15 protein-coding genes are annotated in these 14,653 nt (G+C 69.8%); 9 read left to right on the top strand and 6 right to left on the bottom strand.

Annotated features, from left to right (window positions below; genetic code table 11):
• The first annotated feature begins 3 nt into the window (after positions 1-3).
• Complete coding sequence (locus tag F3H87_RS08130) at positions 4-843, top strand: methylated-DNA--[protein]-cysteine S-methyltransferase (protein WP_149788080.1); 840 nt, start codon at positions 4-6, stop codon at positions 841-843.
• Between the two features lie 122 nt (positions 844-965).
• Positions 966-1,601, top strand: a complete 636-nt coding sequence (locus F3H87_RS08135) for an OmpA family protein (protein WP_149788081.1) — start codon at positions 966-968, stop codon at positions 1,599-1,601.
• Between the two features lie 267 nt (positions 1,602-1,868).
• Here F3H87_RS08135 and F3H87_RS08140 read toward each other — a convergent pair whose 3' ends face one another.
• Positions 1,869-2,264: a VOC family protein gene (locus tag F3H87_RS08140; RefSeq protein WP_149788082.1), complete on the bottom strand. Its 396-nt coding sequence runs from the start codon at positions 2,262-2,264 to the stop codon at positions 1,869-1,871.
• 65 nt (positions 2,265-2,329) lie between these two features.
• Between F3H87_RS08140 and F3H87_RS08145 the strand changes: the two genes are divergently transcribed.
• A complete protein-coding gene (locus F3H87_RS08145; RefSeq protein WP_149788083.1) occupies positions 2,330-3,118 on the top strand; it encodes an FAS1-like dehydratase domain-containing protein in 789 nt (262 codons plus the stop codon).
• 7 nt (positions 3,119-3,125) lie between these two features.
• Here the strand turns inward: F3H87_RS08145 and F3H87_RS08150 are convergent, their stop codons facing one another.
• Positions 3,126-3,536: a MerR family transcriptional regulator gene (locus tag F3H87_RS08150; protein WP_149788084.1), complete on the bottom strand. Its 411-nt coding sequence runs from the start codon at positions 3,534-3,536 to the stop codon at positions 3,126-3,128.
• 75 nt (positions 3,537-3,611) lie between these two features.
• Between F3H87_RS08150 and F3H87_RS08155 the strand changes: the two genes are divergently transcribed.
• Both F3H87_RS08155 and F3H87_RS08160 read left to right on the top strand, forming a co-directional pair.
• Positions 3,612-4,523: a cation diffusion facilitator family transporter gene (locus tag F3H87_RS08155; protein WP_149788085.1), complete on the top strand. Its 912-nt coding sequence runs from the start codon at positions 3,612-3,614 to the stop codon at positions 4,521-4,523.
• A gap of 59 nt (positions 4,524-4,582) precedes the next feature.
• Positions 4,583-5,479, top strand: coding sequence for an acyl-CoA thioesterase (locus F3H87_RS08160; protein ID WP_149788086.1), 897 nt, complete (start codon positions 4,583-4,585; stop codon positions 5,477-5,479).
• A gap of 67 nt (positions 5,480-5,546) precedes the next feature.
• Here F3H87_RS08160 and F3H87_RS08165 read toward each other — a convergent pair whose 3' ends face one another.
• The 4 genes from F3H87_RS08165 to F3H87_RS08180 form a co-directional block, all read right to left on the bottom strand.
• On the bottom strand, positions 5,547-5,963 hold the full coding sequence (locus F3H87_RS08165) for an SET domain-containing protein (protein WP_149788087.1): 417 nt from the start codon (positions 5,961-5,963) through the stop codon (positions 5,547-5,549).
• 182 nt (positions 5,964-6,145) lie between these two features.
• Positions 6,146-6,916 carry a hydroxypyruvate isomerase family protein gene (locus F3H87_RS08170; protein ID WP_149788088.1) on the bottom strand — a complete coding sequence of 257 codons (771 nt, stop codon included), beginning with the start codon at positions 6,914-6,916 and terminating at the stop codon, positions 6,146-6,148.
• Between the two features lie 7 nt (positions 6,917-6,923).
• Positions 6,924-7,166 (bottom strand): DUF2798 domain-containing protein, encoded by a 243-nt coding sequence (locus F3H87_RS08175; protein WP_407657161.1) that lies wholly within the window; start codon positions 7,164-7,166, stop codon positions 6,924-6,926.
• A gap of 81 nt (positions 7,167-7,247) precedes the next feature.
• Positions 7,248-7,832 (bottom strand): DUF1285 domain-containing protein, encoded by a 585-nt coding sequence (locus tag F3H87_RS08180; RefSeq protein WP_149788089.1) that lies wholly within the window; start codon positions 7,830-7,832, stop codon positions 7,248-7,250.
• Positions 7,833-7,902: 70 nt separating this feature from the next.
• On the opposite strand from F3H87_RS08180, the gene F3H87_RS08185 reads away from it, so the two are divergent.
• The 4 genes from F3H87_RS08185 to F3H87_RS08200 are packed head-to-tail and all read left to right on the top strand — an operon-like array spanning position 7,903 to position 14,619.
• Positions 7,903-8,910, top strand: coding sequence for an AAA family ATPase (locus F3H87_RS08185; RefSeq protein ID WP_149788090.1), 1,008 nt, complete (start codon positions 7,903-7,905; stop codon positions 8,908-8,910).
• Positions 8,907-9,785 (top strand): DUF58 domain-containing protein, encoded by an 879-nt coding sequence (locus F3H87_RS08190; RefSeq protein ID WP_149788091.1) that lies wholly within the window; start codon positions 8,907-8,909, stop codon positions 9,783-9,785. The genes F3H87_RS08185 and F3H87_RS08190 overlap by 4 nt, the downstream gene beginning before the upstream one ends.
• Positions 9,782-12,571, top strand: coding sequence for a DUF4159 domain-containing protein (locus tag F3H87_RS08195; protein ID WP_149788092.1), 2,790 nt, complete (start codon positions 9,782-9,784; stop codon positions 12,569-12,571). The genes F3H87_RS08190 and F3H87_RS08195 overlap by 4 nt, the downstream gene beginning before the upstream one ends.
• Positions 12,568-14,619, top strand: a complete 2,052-nt coding sequence (locus F3H87_RS08200; protein ID WP_149788093.1) for a hypothetical protein — start codon at positions 12,568-12,570, stop codon at positions 14,617-14,619. The genes F3H87_RS08195 and F3H87_RS08200 overlap by 4 nt, the downstream gene beginning before the upstream one ends.
• Positions 14,620-14,653: the final 34 nt, after the last annotated feature.

Here is a 14,653-nt window from a genome sequence, read left to right on the forward strand (position 1 = left end):
AGGATGAACGTGCAGAACCCCGAAGGGCATTATCACTACCAGGTCATGCGTCGCGCGCTCGACCTGATCGATGCGGCCGATCATCCGCTGTCGCTGGAGGAGCTGTCGGGCGCGATGGGGATGAGCGCCGCACATTTCCAGCGCCTGTTCACGCAATGGGTGGGCGTCAGCCCGAAACGCTATCAGCAATACCTGGCGCTGGGGCAGGCGCGGGCGCTGCTGGCCGACCGTCACACGATGCTGGAAGCGGCGGATGGCGCGGGGCTGTCGGGGTCGGGGCGGCTGCACGACCTGTTCCTGCGGTGGGAGGCGATGAGCCCCGGCGAATACGCGCGCGGCGGGGCCGGCCTGACGATCCGCTGGGGCTGGTTCGACAGCCCGTTCGGCCGGGTGCTGGCGATGGGCACCGATCGCGGGCTGTGCGGTCTGGCCTTCGCCGAAGAAACCGGCGAGGCCGTGGCGATGGCCGATCTGCGCGCCCGCTGGCCCAAGGCGAGCTATGTCGAGGACGCGCAGGCGATCCGCCCCTGGGTCGAGGCCGGTTTCGCGCAAAAGGGCGAGGCGCGGCTGCACATGATCGGCGCCCCCTTCCAGATCAAGGTGTGGGAGGCGCTGCTGAGTGTGCCCACGGGCCACGTGACCACCTATTCCGACATCGCCGCCGCGATCGGGCGGCCAAGGGCGGTGCGGGCGGTCGGCACGGCGGTGGGGCGCAACCCGGTCAGCTTCCTGATCCCGTGCCACCGCGCGCTGCGCAAATCCGGCGGCCTGGGCGGGTATCACTGGGGCCTGCCGGTCAAGCGGGCGCTGCTGGCGTGGGAAAGCGCGCGCACCGGCGCGTGATGCGGATATGGGCGGATTACCGCCGAATTCCCCCCAGTTCCTTGTTGGGAAGCGTCTTTGCCGTGCCTATACTGGTGTCATCCGGGGACGGACCGTAACACCACCTGATCAGAGGCTTTTTCATGATCCGAGCATCGAAACTATCCCTTCTTCTTGCGGGGTCGGCCCTTGCGCTGGCCGCCTGCAACGTGCAACCCGCCGAAAAGACGCGAACCGGCGCCGTGACCGGGGGGCTTCTGGGCGCGGTCCTGGGGGCCGCCACCAGCGACAACAAGGCGCAAGGCGCGATCAAGGGCGCGGCGCTGGGTGCGGCGGCGGGCGGCGTGATCGGCTACAGCCTGGATCAGCAGGCCGCCGAACTGCGCGAGGGTCTGGGCAATACCGCGACCGTCACCAATACCGGCGACCGGCTGATCGTGTCGATGTCGCAGGATATCCTGTTCGCCACCGACAGCTCGGCGCTGGCCCCCTCGATCCGGGACGAGCTGCGCACCGTTGCCGGCAGCCTGAACAAGTATCCCGACTCGACCGTGCAGGTGCTGGGCCATACCGACAATACCGGCGAGGCGGGTTACAACTTCGACCTGTCGCAGCGCCGGGCGGCGGCCGTGTCGTCCGAGCTGATCGCCTCGGGCGTGCCAGCGGGCCGGATACAGACCATCGGCCGGGGCGAGGATCAGCCGGTGGCCTCCAACCTGACGCCCGAGGGCCGGGCACAGAACCGCCGGGTCGAGATCGTGATCCTGCCGACCGCCTGACGGCTCAAGGCGACCCTTCGCAGCGCCCCGCCGGGTTCCCCGCGCGGGGCGTTTTGCGTTTGACGGGTGCGCGCGCGTCCCGCGCGAATAGCGGCCGCAGGCCGCCGCGCGATCGCCGACCCGCCCCCCGGGGCGGCGATTGGCTGGCGTCCCGCCACCGACGGATGTCAGAGGCGCTTGTCCGGGATAAATCGCCCCTCTCAACCGTTGATCGCCACCCCGCGGGTCGGCGACCGCGCGGCATTGCGTCAACGGGCTGTCCCGCCGCTAAAGCGCGTTGGATATCTCGATCAGGTTGCCATCCGGGTCGCGCAGGTAAAGCGACAGGATCGGGCCGGTGGCCCCGGTGCGGGCAATCGGGCCGCTTTCGACCGTGACCTTATGCGCGGCCAGGTGCGCCTCCCATTCGTCCAGCGGCGTGGCGGTCAGAAAGCACAGGTCGGCGCTGCCCGGCTGCACCTGTGCCGCCTTCGGTTCGAACTCGTGCCCCGACTGGTGCAGGTTGATCTTTTGCCGCCCGAACCGCAGCGCCCAGCGGGTCGTGCCGTCGGCGGGCGCAAAGGGCTGCGCCTCCATCCCCAGCACGTCGCGGTAGAATCCGATGGTGGCGGGGATGTCCGCCACGGTCAGGACAAGGTGATCCAGCGCGGTCAGTCGCGGCATTTCCGATTGCTCCTTTCACGGCGCGGGCCTAGCCTGCGCGATGCAAGGCGAAGGATGGGGCCGGGATGAGCGACAGTCAAACCGATGTGATGGACCCTGCGCGTGCCCGCGCGCTGCAGGCGACGCTGGGGCTGGATGCGACGATCGGCACTGGCGATCCGCTGCCGCCGTTTTTCCACCAGGTCTATTTCTGGGCGCCGGAACCGCCCGAACGGCTGGGCCGCGACGGGCATCCGCAAACCGGTATCGGGCTGATCCCCGACATGGGCCTGCCGCGCCGGATGTGGGCCGGCGGGCGGCTGGAATTCCACGGCCCCCTGCACGCGGGCGTGATGGCCGAGAAACGCTCGACCGTGGAAAAGACCGCGCGCAAGGATGGGCGCAGCGGCCCGCTGGCCTTTGTCACGCTGCGCCACGAGATCGCGCAGGAGGGTGTGATCCGCGTGACCGAATGGCAGGATCTGGTCTATCGCGAAGATCCCGCCCCGGATGCCCGGCAACCGGCCCCGCCGCTGGCGCCCACGGACGAAGACGCCGCCGAACGGTGGGAATTCGGCACCACGCGGCTGTTTCGCTATTCCGCGCTGACCTTCAACGGGCACCGTATCCATTACGACATGGATTACGCCACGGGCGTCGAGGGCTATGCCGGGCTGGTGACGCACGGGCCGCTTCTGGCGCAACTGCTGATGCTGCTGGCGGAAAAGCGGCTGGGGCGGGTGCAGAGCTTTGCCTTTCGCGCCACCGCGCCGCTGATGCATGACGAGGCGGCCGCGATCTGCTGGCGCGACGACGGCACGCTCTGGGCGCGGGGGCCGGACGGGCGGCAATGCATGACCGCCACCGCGGCCTGAGCGCCCCTCAGTGCGCGCCGCTGCACTGGTCGTGATCGGCCAGCGCCTCAAGCAGCCGGCAGGGCCCGTCATCGTGGTCGCAGACCTGCGTGATCCGCTCCAGTTCGCGCTCCAGCCGGGTCAGCCGGGCGATGCGGTCGCGGATATCGGCCAGGTGCGCCCCGGCAATGGCATGGGCATCCCGGCAGGGCGCCCCGTCGCGCCCCGACAGGTCCAGCAGCGCGCGGATCGCATCCAGCGGCAGCCCCAGCGCCCGCGCATGGGCGATAAAGCGCAGCCTGTCCCGCCCCGCCACGGAATAGCGGCGCTGGTTGCCTGCGCTGCGCCCGTCGCAGGGCAGCAGGCCGATATCCTCGTAATACCGGATCGTCGGCACCTTGACGCCGGTGGCCTGCGACAACTGGCCGATGGAAAACATGGGCGACCCCCCTTGAACCTCTAGTGACTGGAGAGATTAAGTTGTTTCGCGTCACAAGCGCAAGGAGGCGGGAACATGCCGCATGACCACCATCACCACCACCCCGAGGCCGACCTGGCCGGCGACCGGCGTGTCGCCGCGGCGGTGGGCGTCAATATCCTGCTGACTTTTGTGCAGATCGTGGCGGGGCTGCTGTCCGGCTCGCTCGCGCTGATCGCGGATGCGGTGCACAACCTGTCGGACGCGCTGTCGCTGGTGATCGCCTTTGCCGCAAGGCGCATAGCCCGGCGCCCGGCCGATGCCGACATGACCTTCGGCTATGGCCGGGCCGAGGTGGTGGCCGCGCTGATCAACTATGTCACGCTGATCGTCATCGCGCTGTGGCTGGCCGTCGAAGGGGTGGGCCGGTTCCTGAACCCGGTCGAGGTCGAGGGCTGGACCGTGGTGATCGTCGCGGGCGTGGCGCTGGTGGTCGACCTGGTGACCGCCGGGCTGATCCTGCGGCTGTCGCGCGACAGCATGAATATCCGCGCGGCGTTTTTGCACAACGTGGCCGATGCAATGGGCTCGGTCGCGGTGATCCTGGGCGGCACGCTGATCCTGCTTTACGGCTGGTGGGTGGTCGATCCGGTCATCACGCTGCTGATCTCGGGCTATATCCTGTGGCATTCCTGGCAGGGCATCGGCCCGGTGATCCGCGTGCTGATGCTGGGCAGCCCCGACAGCCCCGGCGTCGACGAGGTCGCCCGCGCGATCTGCGGGATGGAAGGGGTTGAGGACGTGCACGCCCTGCACCTGTGGCGCGTGCAGGAACACCGCATCGCGTTGCAGGCCCATGTGGTGATCGGGGATACGGCGGACATGGACGCCCTGCGCGCCGGGCTCAAGACTCTGCTGGACGAACGCTTCGGCATCACCCATTCCTCGCTCGAACTCGAAGGGCCGGGCGCGGTTTGCCACGACCGGGCGCTGATCGGGCAGGGCTAGGGGGTTGCACTCGGGCCCGTTTTACCGCCACTTGGCGGCATTACCAGACGGAGGGGCCGATGGCCGACGAAACCCAGCAGATCGACGATGCCGCGCTTGTCCGCGCCTTCGTCGACATCCTGACGGTCGAACGGATCGAGGAAAACTTCTATCGCGGGATCGCCACGCCGCAGGGCCGCGGGCGCAGCTTCGGGGGCCAGGTGATCGCGCAGGCGCTCAGCGCCGCCACGATGACGGTGCCCGACGACCGCCCGGCGCATTCGCTGCACGGCTATTTCATGCGCCCCGGCGATGCGACCCAGCCGGTGCTCTACCGGGTGGACCGCGACCGCGACGGCGGCAGCTTCACCACCCGCCGGGTTGTGGCGATCCAGCACGGCGCCCCGATCCTGAACCTGGCCGCATCGTTCCACGTGGCCGAACCGGGGCTGTTCCACCAGGACGACATGCCCAGGGCCACCCCGCCCGAGGACTTGCCGACCGAACTTGCGCTGGCCGAAACCATGCGCGACGAACTGCCCGAAACCTTCCTGAACTGGCTGGCCGTACCCCGCCCGGTCGAGATGCGGGCCGAGTTTCCGCGCCCGCCCTTCGACCGCACGCCGCGCCCCGCCATGCAGCACATGTGGTTCCGCACCAGGGGCAGCATCGGGGACGATCCGAAACTGCACCGGGCGGCGCTGGCCTTCATCTCGGATTTCGGGCTTCTGGGCACATCGATGATGCCGCATGGCAGGGCCTTCGCCGATCCCGATATGCAATTCGCCAGCCTCGATCATGCGCTGTGGATTCACGACGATTTCCGCGTCGACGACTGGCTGCTCTACGTGATGGACAGCCCCTGGGCGGGCGGCGCGCGGGGTTTCAACCGCGGCCGCATCTTCACCCGCGACGGGCGCATGGTTGCCAATGTCGCGCAGGAGGGGCTGGTGCGCAACATCACGCCCCGGACCTGACCGGCCCTTCATCTTGCCGAAAATACTCCGGGGGTGAGCCCGGAACGGGCGAGGGGGCAGCGCCCCCTCATTCCGCGGCCGCGATCTCCATCCCTACCCGGTGGCGCGAGGGCTGAAAGAACACGCCCTCCGCGCAGAACTGCCGATAGTCGCATGTCAGTTCTTCGCCCGCCGCGATGTCGCGGGTGGCGATGCCGCGCGCGGGGTCGGACAGGTCGACATTGGGCGCGTCGGCGTGGTTCATGAACCGCCCCTCGTCGCAATCCAGCACGATCCGCTCGGGGTCGGTCGGGTGGTCGTAGGTATAGCGTTCCAGGAAATCGCGGAAATGCGCGGGCAGGCCGGCGAGGTCGTCGCGGAAATAACTCACGTCGAAGCGCGGGTCATAGAGCCAGACCAGATCGCCCTTGCCGACGGGGACATGCGTGAAAACCCCCAGCCCTTCGATGGGCGAGGGGGCAAGATAGGCGCGCATCATCATCATGCGCTTCATCCTTCATGCGAAAGCGGTCGGCCCGCCCGTTCCGAACCGGGAAAAGCGCGCGCCCCGAGGGATCGGCGCGCGCACGCCGGGCGGGTGGCGCAGGGAAATCCTAAGCGGCAGATACCCGTTTCGCGCAACGGGAATCGCGCCTGTAACGAAAGATGTGATCGCGCCCTGCCGGGTCAGCCCGCGCGCATCCATCCCAGCCCGGCCACGGTGTCGCCTGCCGGCGTGTATTCGCCGCTGACCGCGCCGGTATACCCATCGGCGTCGAGCCTTGCGAAAAAGGCCGGGAAATCAATCGCCCCGCCCGGCACGGGTTCGTGCCGGCCCTCGGCGCCGGCCACCTGCACATGCGCCGCACGGTGGCCGTGGCGCGCCCATGTTCCGATCACGTCGCCGGTGATGCGGTGGGCGTGGTAGGCGTCGAATTGCAGCGCGAGGTTGGGGCGGTTCAGCCTGTCGAGTATCCCGGCCGCCTGTTCAAAACCGTCCAGGAAATAGCCGGGCATGTCATGGGGGTTGATCGGCTCGACAGTCAGCGTCAGGCCGGGGGCCTTCCGGGCCGCCTCGTCCGAGGCCCATGCCAGGTTGTCGCGAAAAATGCGGTCGGCCTCGGGTCCCGTGGCAAGCCCGGCCATCACATGCACCACCGGCACCGCCAGCGCGGCGGCATAGTCCAGCGACCGCGCGAAATCCGCCCGGAACCGCGCGGTTTCGCCGGGGATCGCGGCGGTCCCGCGCCCGCCCTTTGCCCAGTCGTCGGCGGGGGTGTTGATCAGCACCATGCGCGTGCCGGTCCCGTCCAGTTGCGCGCGCAGGTCCCCCGCGGGCATCGCGTAGGGAAACAGCATCTCGACACGCGCCACCCCTGCCGCCGCGGCTGCCGGGATACGGGCCGGCAGCGGCAGGTCCGAAAAGGCGAGTGTCAGGTTCAGGGCGAAACGCGGCATCGCGGCGTCACGCGTCGCGGGTCAGCGTTGCGACCAGCCGCCGCGCCACCGGGGCGACGACCAGGACGGTGGGAAAGGCGATGGCCCAGCTTGTCAGCCAGGAGGTGAACCAGCGCAGCGGGAAATCGGCGGGCAGGCCCACGGCAAGGAAGGTGGATAGCCCCGAAATCAGGCCGGACATCATGCCCGACAGCAGGAAACCGAACAGGACAGGGGTATAGCGCGACGGGATCATCCGGGCCTCGGTCATCAGGTTACATTCTGCGTGTCGCATATAACGTCCTGCCGCGACAGGCAATACCTGTGTGTTTTTGTCGGAAACCGAAAGCCGTCAGACCGCAGGTAGCTCCCCGGACGGGATCATGCCAAAGAATTCGCCCCCCGACCACAGCCCGAACCAGCCCTCGTGATGCGCGCCGATCTCGACCAGCCGGTAAAAGCTTTTCCGGTCGATCAGCGCCTCGAGGTTGGCACGGATCAGCACATATGGCGAAGGTTCGCCGGTCTCGGGGTCGCGGATCACGCGGATCGGGTGATCGGGGCCGGCCTCGGCCGTGTCGCCCACATTGGTGGTGAAGGTCAGCCGCTGGTCGCGGCCCTTGCCCGCAAGTTCGAAATCCACCGCGACAAAGGGCGCGTCGTCGACGGTGATGCCGACCTTTTCCACCGGCGTGACAAGGAAATACTGCTCGCCGTCCTTGCGCAGGATCGTTGAAAACAGCCGCACCAGTTCGGGCCGCCCGATCGGCGTGCCGAGGTAGAACCATGTGCCATCGCGCGCGATCCGCATGTCCAGGTCGCCGCAAAAGGGCGGGTTCCACAGATGCACGGGCGGCAGGCCTTTGCCTTTTTGCGCGGCTTTTACCGAGGCGGCGATCCCGTCTGCCGAAGGTTTCACGATGTTTTGTCCGCTCATTGCTTTTGCCATTTCAAATACGCGCGATACACTCTGATCTAACACATAGGTCCATGACAGGAGTTTTGCCATGTCCGATGACACCGATCTGGTGGCCGGGATCGAGGCGCTGGAAGAAAAGCTGGCACAGGCGCGCGCGTCGATCACGCGGCGATTCATCGGGCAGGAACGGGTCGTCGACCTGACGCTGACCGCGCTTTTATGCGGCGGTCACGGGCTGCTGATCGGCCTGCCGGGCCTTGGCAAGACGCGGCTGGTGGAAACGCTGTCCACGGTGATGGGGCTGGATGGCAACCGCATCCAGTTCACGCCCGACCTGATGCCGTCGGACATCCTGGGCTCGGAGGTGCTGGAAACCTCGGACGACGGCAAGCGGCATTTCCGCTTCGTGCCCGGCCCGGTCTTTTGCCAGCTTCTGATGGCGGACGAGATCAACCGCGCCAGCCCGCGCACGCAATCGGCGCTGTTGCAGGCGATGCAGGAACGCCGCGTGACCGTCGCGGGCGAGGACCGGCCGCTGGGCGTGCCGTTTCACGTGCTGGCGACCCAGAACCCGATCGAGCAGGAGGGCACCTATCCCCTGCCCGAGGCGCAGCTTGACCGGTTCCTGGTGCAGATCGACGTGGCCTATCCCGACCGCACGACCGAGCGGGATATCCTGCTGGCCACCACCGGCGTGGCCGAGGAAGAGGCGCACGAGGTATTCACCGCCGCCGAACTGATCGCGGCGCAGACGCTGCTGCGCCGGATGCCGGTGGGCGACAGCGTGGTCGAGGCGATCCTCGATCTGGTGCGCGCCTTCCGCCCCGATGACGACAGCGCGAACGAACGTGTGCGTCAGACGGTGGCCTGGGGGCCGGGCCCGCGCGCGGCACAGGCGCTGATGCTGACGGTGCGCGCCCGCGCGCTGCTGCAGGGGCGGCTGGCGCCCTCGGTCGAGGATGTGGCCGACATGGCGCACCCGGTCCTGGTGCACCGCATGGCGCTGAATTTCGCGGCGCGCGCGCGGGGTGACGACCTGCCGTCGCTGATCGCCGAGACCGTGGGGCAGGTGACCCTGAAAGAGGCCGCGGCGTGACAACCCCCCTTGCCCTTCGCGCCCGGGCCGAGGCCGAAGCCGCCCGGCTGCCCCCGCTTCTGGCGCGGGCCGAGCACCTGGCCGGCACCGTCCTGCTGGGCGAACACGGCCGGCGGCGGGCCGGGCTGGGCGACGATTTCTGGCAATACCGGCCGGCGCAGCCGGGCGATCCGGCGCATCGGATCGACTGGCGCCGCTCGGCGCGGGGCGACCAGCAATTCGTGCGCGAACGTGAATGGCAGATCGCGCAATCGGTGATGCTGTGGGTGGACCGCGCCGCCTCGATGCGGTTTTCGTCGGACAAGGGCCTGCCGGAAAAGGGCGACCGCGCGCGGCTGCTGGCGCTGGCGCTGTCGGTCATGCTGATCCGCGGCGGTGAGCGCGTAGGCCTGACCGGCGCCACGCTGCCGCCAAGGCGCGGCAACGCGCAACTGGAACGGCTGGCCGCGATCTTCGTGGACGACGACGCCAGCGACTATGGCACCCCCGAGGCGCGCGGGATGATCCCCCACGCGCGGGCGGTATTCATCTCGGATTTCATGGGCGATGTCGCGCCGGTGCATGCGGCACTGACCAAGGCCGCGGACCGGGGCGTGCGTGGCCTGCTGATCCAGGTGCTGGACCCCAGCGAAGAGGCATTTCCCTTCCAGGGCCGCACCGTGTTCGAAAGCATCGGCGGCACGCTCAGCCACGAAACGCTGAAGGCGGGCGATCTGCGCGGCCGCTATCTGCAACGGCTGGCCGCGCGCAAGGATGAGCTGGCGCAGCTTTGCCGCGCGACCGGCTGGCAATATCACTGCCACCACACCGGCGACAGCGCGCAGGCCGCGCTGCTGTGGGCGTGGCGGGCGATGGATCAGGGGGCGGTAAGATGATGCTGGGCCCCATCGGTTTCGCGGCGCCCTGGCTGCTGGCGGCGCTGATTGCGCTGCCGGTCCTGTGGCTGATCCTGCGCGCCATCCCGCCCGCGCCGATCCGGCGGCGGTTTCCGGGCGTGGCGCTGCTGCTGGGGCTGACGGATGACGACACGGTGACCGACCGCACGCCGTGGTGGCTGCTGCTGCTGCGGATGCTGGCGGTGGCGGCGGTGATCGTCGGGCTGGCCGGGCCGATCCTGAACCCGGACCCCGAGGATGCGACGGCGGGCGACGGGCCGGTGCTGTTCGTGCTGGATGGCGGATGGACCGGCGCGCAGGACTGGACCGCGCGGGCCGACATGCTGGATCGCCTGCTGGCCGAGGCGGGCCGCGCCGGGCGCACCGCCGCCGTGCTGCGCCTGACCACGCCCGAAGCGCCGGTATTCCAGGCGCCCGCGCAATGGCAGGCCCGGATCGCCGGGCTGGAACCCCAGCCGTGGGAGCCGTCGCAGGCGATGATGGCCGATGCCGCAGGCGCCCTTGGCGACGGGCCGTTCGATACCGTCTGGCTGTCCGACGGGCTGGACCGGCCGGGGCGCGATACACTGCTGGTGGCGCTGGAATCGCGCGGATCGGTGCGCGTGATCGAGGGCGGCCGCGGCGCGATGGCGCTGTTGCCCGCGACGTTCGAGGGCGGGATCGTCACCCTGGCCGCCCGCCGGGCTGTCACGGCGGGCCCGCGTGACGTGACCATCGCTGCGCACGGGCTGGACCCGTCCGGCGTGGCCCGCGTGCTGGCGCGGCTGACGCTGAACTTCGCACCCGGCGAGGCCGAGGCCAGCGGCGAGTTGTCCCTGCCCGCCGAGCTGCGCGGCCGCATCACCCGGTTCGAGATCGAGGGCGCGCGCAGCGCAGGGGCGGTGGCGCTGTCCGACGACAGCCTGCGCCGGCGCGAGGTCGCGCTGATCGCCGGGCGCGACGACCGCGAGGGGCTGGAACTGCTGGAGCCGCTGCACTACCTGCGGCAGGCGCTGGACCCGTCCGCCGACCTGCTGGACGGTGCGCTGACCGATATCCTGCCCGCCAACCCGGACGTGGTGATCCTGGCCGATGTGGCCACCCTGTCGGGGGCCGAACAGGCCGGCCTGCTGGACTGGGTCGAGGGCGGCGGGCTGCTGCTGCGCTTTGCCGGGCCGCGCCTTGCCGCAAGCGATGTCAGCCGCAGCGAAGAGGCCCCGCTGATGCCGGTGCGCCTGCGCGCAGGCGGCCGCACCGTGGGCGGCGCGATGAGCTGGGGCGAGCCGAAATCCTTGGCGCCCTTTGCCGAGGAAAGCCCGTTTTACGGGCTCGGTATCCCCGACGACGTGCGGGTCAGCGCGCAGGTGATGGCGCAGCCCGACCCGACGCTGGCCGAGCGCGTGATCGCGCAGCTTACCGATGGCACGCCGCTGGTCACGCGCAAGCGGATCGGGCAGGGGCAGGTGGTGCTGATGCACGTGACCGCCAATGCCGAATGGTCGACCCTGCCGCTGTCGGGTCTGTTCGTGCAGATGCTGGAGCGGCTGGCGGTCTCCTCGGCCACCGGCCAGCCCGAGGCGGGCGAGCTTGAGGGCACCACTTGGCAGCCGCGCGCGGTGCTGGACGGGTTCGGCCGCCTCGACGAGACGCAGACATTGCCCGGCGTCGACGGCGCCGATCTGATCGCCGCGCCGCTGGGCCCCGAGCTGCGCCCCGGTGTCTATGAGGGCGACGAGCGCCGCATCGCGCGCAACGCGATGACGCCCGACCGCACGTTTGCCCCCGCGGCCTGGCCCGCGCGCATCCCGGTCGAGGGCATGAACCGCCCGCCCGAACAGCCGCTGGGCGGCTGGCTGCTGGCGCTGGCGGTGATCCTGCTGGCGGCGGATGTGATCGCCACGCTGGCCCTGTCGGGCCGGCTGCGCGGCGGCGGCGGTGGTGGTATCGCCAGGGGCACCGGCGCGGCGCTGGTCGCGCTGGCGCTGGCGCTGCCGGGCGACGCGCGCGCGCAGGACGCCCTGCCGACGGACGAGGATTTCGCCATCGCCGCCACCGCCGAGATGGTGCTGGCCCATGTGCTGACCGGCGACCGCCAACTGGACGAGATGGCCGAGGCCGGGATGCGCGGGCTGTCGGATATCCTGTTCTTCCGCACCTCGGTCGAACCGGCGGACCCGATCGGCGTGAACCTCGAAACCGACGAGCTGTCGCTGTTCCCGATGCTGTACTGGCCGGTCACGCCGGATCAGCCGACCCCCTCGGCCGAGGCCTATGCCCGGCTCAACCGCTATCTGCGGGCGGGCGGGCTGATCCTGTTCGACACGCGCGACGCCGATGTGGCGGGGTTCGGCGCGGCCAGCCCCAATGGCCGCAAGCTGCAGGAACTGGCCCGCCCGCTGGATATCCCGCCGCTGGAGCCGGTGCCCGCCGACCACGTGCTGACGCGCACCTTCTACCTGTTGCAGGATTTCCCCGGACGGCATGTCAGCCGCGATGTCTGGGTCGAGGCCGCGCCGGCGGATGCCGAACAGATCGAGGGGATGCCGTTCCGCAACCTCAACGATGGCGTGACGCCTGTGGTGATCGGCGGCAATGACTGGGCCGCGGCCTGGGCGATGGATACGCGCGGCAACCCGCTCTATCCCGTCGGCCGGGGGTTCAGCGGGGAACGCCAGCGCGAACTGGCCTATCGCTTCGGGGTGAACCTTGTGATGCATGTGCTGACGGGCAACTACAAATCCGACCAGGTGCATGTGCCTGCGCTGCTGGACAGGCTGGGCCAATGACGGGAACGGTGATCTTCGACCCGCTGCTGCCCTGGGCGGTGCTGGCGGTGCTGGCGGCGGTGGCTGCGGCGGGTGTCGGGCTGGCGCTGTGGCGCGGGCTGACCGGCTGGGCGCTGCGGGCGCTGGCCGCGCTGGTGGTGCTGGGCGCGCTGGCCGGGCCCGGCTGGCAGACCGAGGACCGCGCGGCGCTGTCGGATATCGTGCTGATGGCGGTCGACGGCTCGTCCAGCCAGCGCCTTGGCGACCGTGCCGCGCTGACCGAGGACGCCGCCGCCCGGGTCGAGGCCGCCATCGCCGCGCGCCCCAATACCGAGCTGCGCCGGATCGAGCTGGGCGATGGCGAGGACGACAGCGGCACGCTGCTCATGACCGCCATCAACGAGGCGCTGGCCGAAGAGCCGCGCGGCCGTATCGCCGGTATCGTCGCGCTGTCGGACGGTCGCGTGCACGATGCAGGGCTTGCCGGCGACCTGCCCGCGCCCTTCCACCTGTTGCATACCGGCCGCGATACCGACTGGGACCGCCGGCTGGTGGTCCAGAACGCCCCGGCCTTCGCCATCCTGGGCGAGCCGGTCACCCTGTCGATACGGATCGAGGACATGGGCGCCGCCCCCGAGGAAAACGCGATGGCGGCGCTGGATATCTCGGTCGACGGGGGCGAGCCGCAGCGGTTCGACCTGCGCGTGGGCCGCACGGTGGACCTGCCGCTGGAATTGCCGCATGGCGGGCGCAACGTGATCCAGTTCTCGGTGCCCGAGGCCGAGGGTGAGCTGACCGACCGCAACAACACCGCGCTGGTGCAGATCAACGGCGTGCGCGACCGGCTGCGCGTGCTGCTGGTGTCGGGCGAACCCCATGCCGGCGGGCGCACATGGCGCAACCTGCTGAAATCCGACAGCTCGGTCGACCTGGTGCATTTCACCATCCTGCGCCCGCCCGAGAAACAGGACGGCGTGCCGGTGGCGGAGCTGAGCCTGATCGCCTTTCCCACGCGCGAGCTGTTCCTGGACAAGATCGAGGATTTCGACCTGATCATCTTTGACCGCTACAAGCGGCGGGGGATATTGCCGTCGCTCTATCTCGACAACGTGCGCAACTATGTCGAAACCGGCGGCGCGGTGCTGATCGCAGCGGGGCCGGATTTCGCCAGCGCGGATTCGATCTATCGCTCGCCGCTGAGCCAGGTGGTGCCGGCCGCGCCGACCGCGCGGGTGATCGAACAGGGCTATACCCCCGCCGTCACCGATATCGGCCAGCGCCACCCCGTCACTGCCGGCCTTGCGCCCGGGGGCGAGGGCGACTGGGGCCGCTGGATGCGCCAGATCGAGGTCGAACCGCAGGCCGGCCACGTGGTGATGTCAGGCGTCGAGGACAAGCCGCTGCTGGTGCTGAACCGCGTGGGCGAGGGGCGGATCGCGCTGCTGGCCTCGGACCAGGCATGGCTGTGGGATCGCGGGTTCGAGGGCGGCGGGCCGCAGCTGGAACTGCTGCGGCGGCTGGCGCACTGGATGATGAAGGAACCCGAGCTTGAGGAAGAGGCGATCTGGGCCGAGCCCACCGGCCAGACCATGCGCATCATCCGCCGCACGCTGGGCGACAGCGTGGGTGACGTGACGGTGACCACGCCCTCGGGCGAAGAGGTGCAGGTGCCGCTGCAAGAGGTGCGCCCGGGCCAGTACGAAGCGATCTACCAGGGCCCCGAGATCGGCCTTTACCGCCTGCGGGAAGGCGAGGAAGAGGCGGTGATCGGCCTTGGCCCCGCGGCGCCGCGCGAATTCGTGCAGACCATCGCCACCGACACGGTGCTGCGCCCGGCAATCGACGCGCGCCGTGGCGGCGCGGTGGCGCTGGCCTCTGACGGCGTGCCGCAGATCCGCGCCGTGCGCGAGGGCCGCCCGGCCGCGGGCCGCGGCTGGATCGGCATCACCCCGCGCGAGGCCTATCAGACGCTGGACGTGACCAAGGTGCCGCTGCTGCCGGAATGGCTGGTGCTGCTGCTGGCCTCGGCCCTGATCGTGGGCGCATGGCTGCGCGAGGGCCGGCGATAGGTCAGCGGTGCGGGCCTGCGCCCGCGCCCGTATA

It is taken from the genome of Lutimaribacter pacificus, assembly GCF_900142185.1.
In the GTDB taxonomy this organism is placed as follows: domain Bacteria; phylum Pseudomonadota; class Alphaproteobacteria; order Rhodobacterales; family Rhodobacteraceae; genus Lutimaribacter; species Lutimaribacter pacificus.

Bases quoted from the DNA above. Each gene is read 5' to 3' on its own strand.
- F3H87_RS08200 (WP_149788093.1), top strand. From the start codon at position 12,568: ATGACGGGAACGGTGATCTTCGACCCGCTGCTGCCCTGGGCGGTGCTG.
- F3H87_RS08155 (WP_149788085.1), top strand. From the start codon at position 3,612: ATGCCGCATGACCACCATCACCACCACCCCGAGGCCGACCTGGCCGGC.
- F3H87_RS08175 (WP_407657161.1), bottom strand. From the start codon at position 7,166: ATGACCGAGGCCCGGATGATCCCGTCGCGCTATACCCCTGTCCTGTTC.
- F3H87_RS08150 (WP_149788084.1), bottom strand. From the start codon at position 3,536: ATGTTTTCCATCGGCCAGTTGTCGCAGGCCACCGGCGTCAAGGTGCCG.
- F3H87_RS08195 (WP_149788092.1), top strand. From the start codon at position 9,782: ATGATGCTGGGCCCCATCGGTTTCGCGGCGCCCTGGCTGCTGGCGGCG.
- F3H87_RS08160 (WP_149788086.1), top strand. From the start codon at position 4,583: ATGGCCGACGAAACCCAGCAGATCGACGATGCCGCGCTTGTCCGCGCC.
- F3H87_RS08145 (WP_149788083.1), top strand. From the start codon at position 2,330: ATGAGCGACAGTCAAACCGATGTGATGGACCCTGCGCGTGCCCGCGCG.
- F3H87_RS08130 (WP_149788080.1), top strand. From the start codon at position 4: ATGAACGTGCAGAACCCCGAAGGGCATTATCACTACCAGGTCATGCGT.
- F3H87_RS08135 (WP_149788081.1), top strand. From the start codon at position 966: ATGATCCGAGCATCGAAACTATCCCTTCTTCTTGCGGGGTCGGCCCTT.
- F3H87_RS08180 (WP_149788089.1), bottom strand. From the start codon at position 7,832: ATGAGCGGACAAAACATCGTGAAACCTTCGGCAGACGGGATCGCCGCC.
- F3H87_RS08140 (WP_149788082.1), bottom strand. From the start codon at position 2,264: ATGCCGCGACTGACCGCGCTGGATCACCTTGTCCTGACCGTGGCGGAC.
- F3H87_RS08170 (WP_149788088.1), bottom strand. From the start codon at position 6,916: ATGCCGCGTTTCGCCCTGAACCTGACACTCGCCTTTTCGGACCTGCCG.
- F3H87_RS08185 (WP_149788090.1), top strand. From the start codon at position 7,903: ATGTCCGATGACACCGATCTGGTGGCCGGGATCGAGGCGCTGGAAGAA.
- F3H87_RS08165 (WP_149788087.1), bottom strand. From the start codon at position 5,963: ATGATGATGATGCGCGCCTATCTTGCCCCCTCGCCCATCGAAGGGCTG.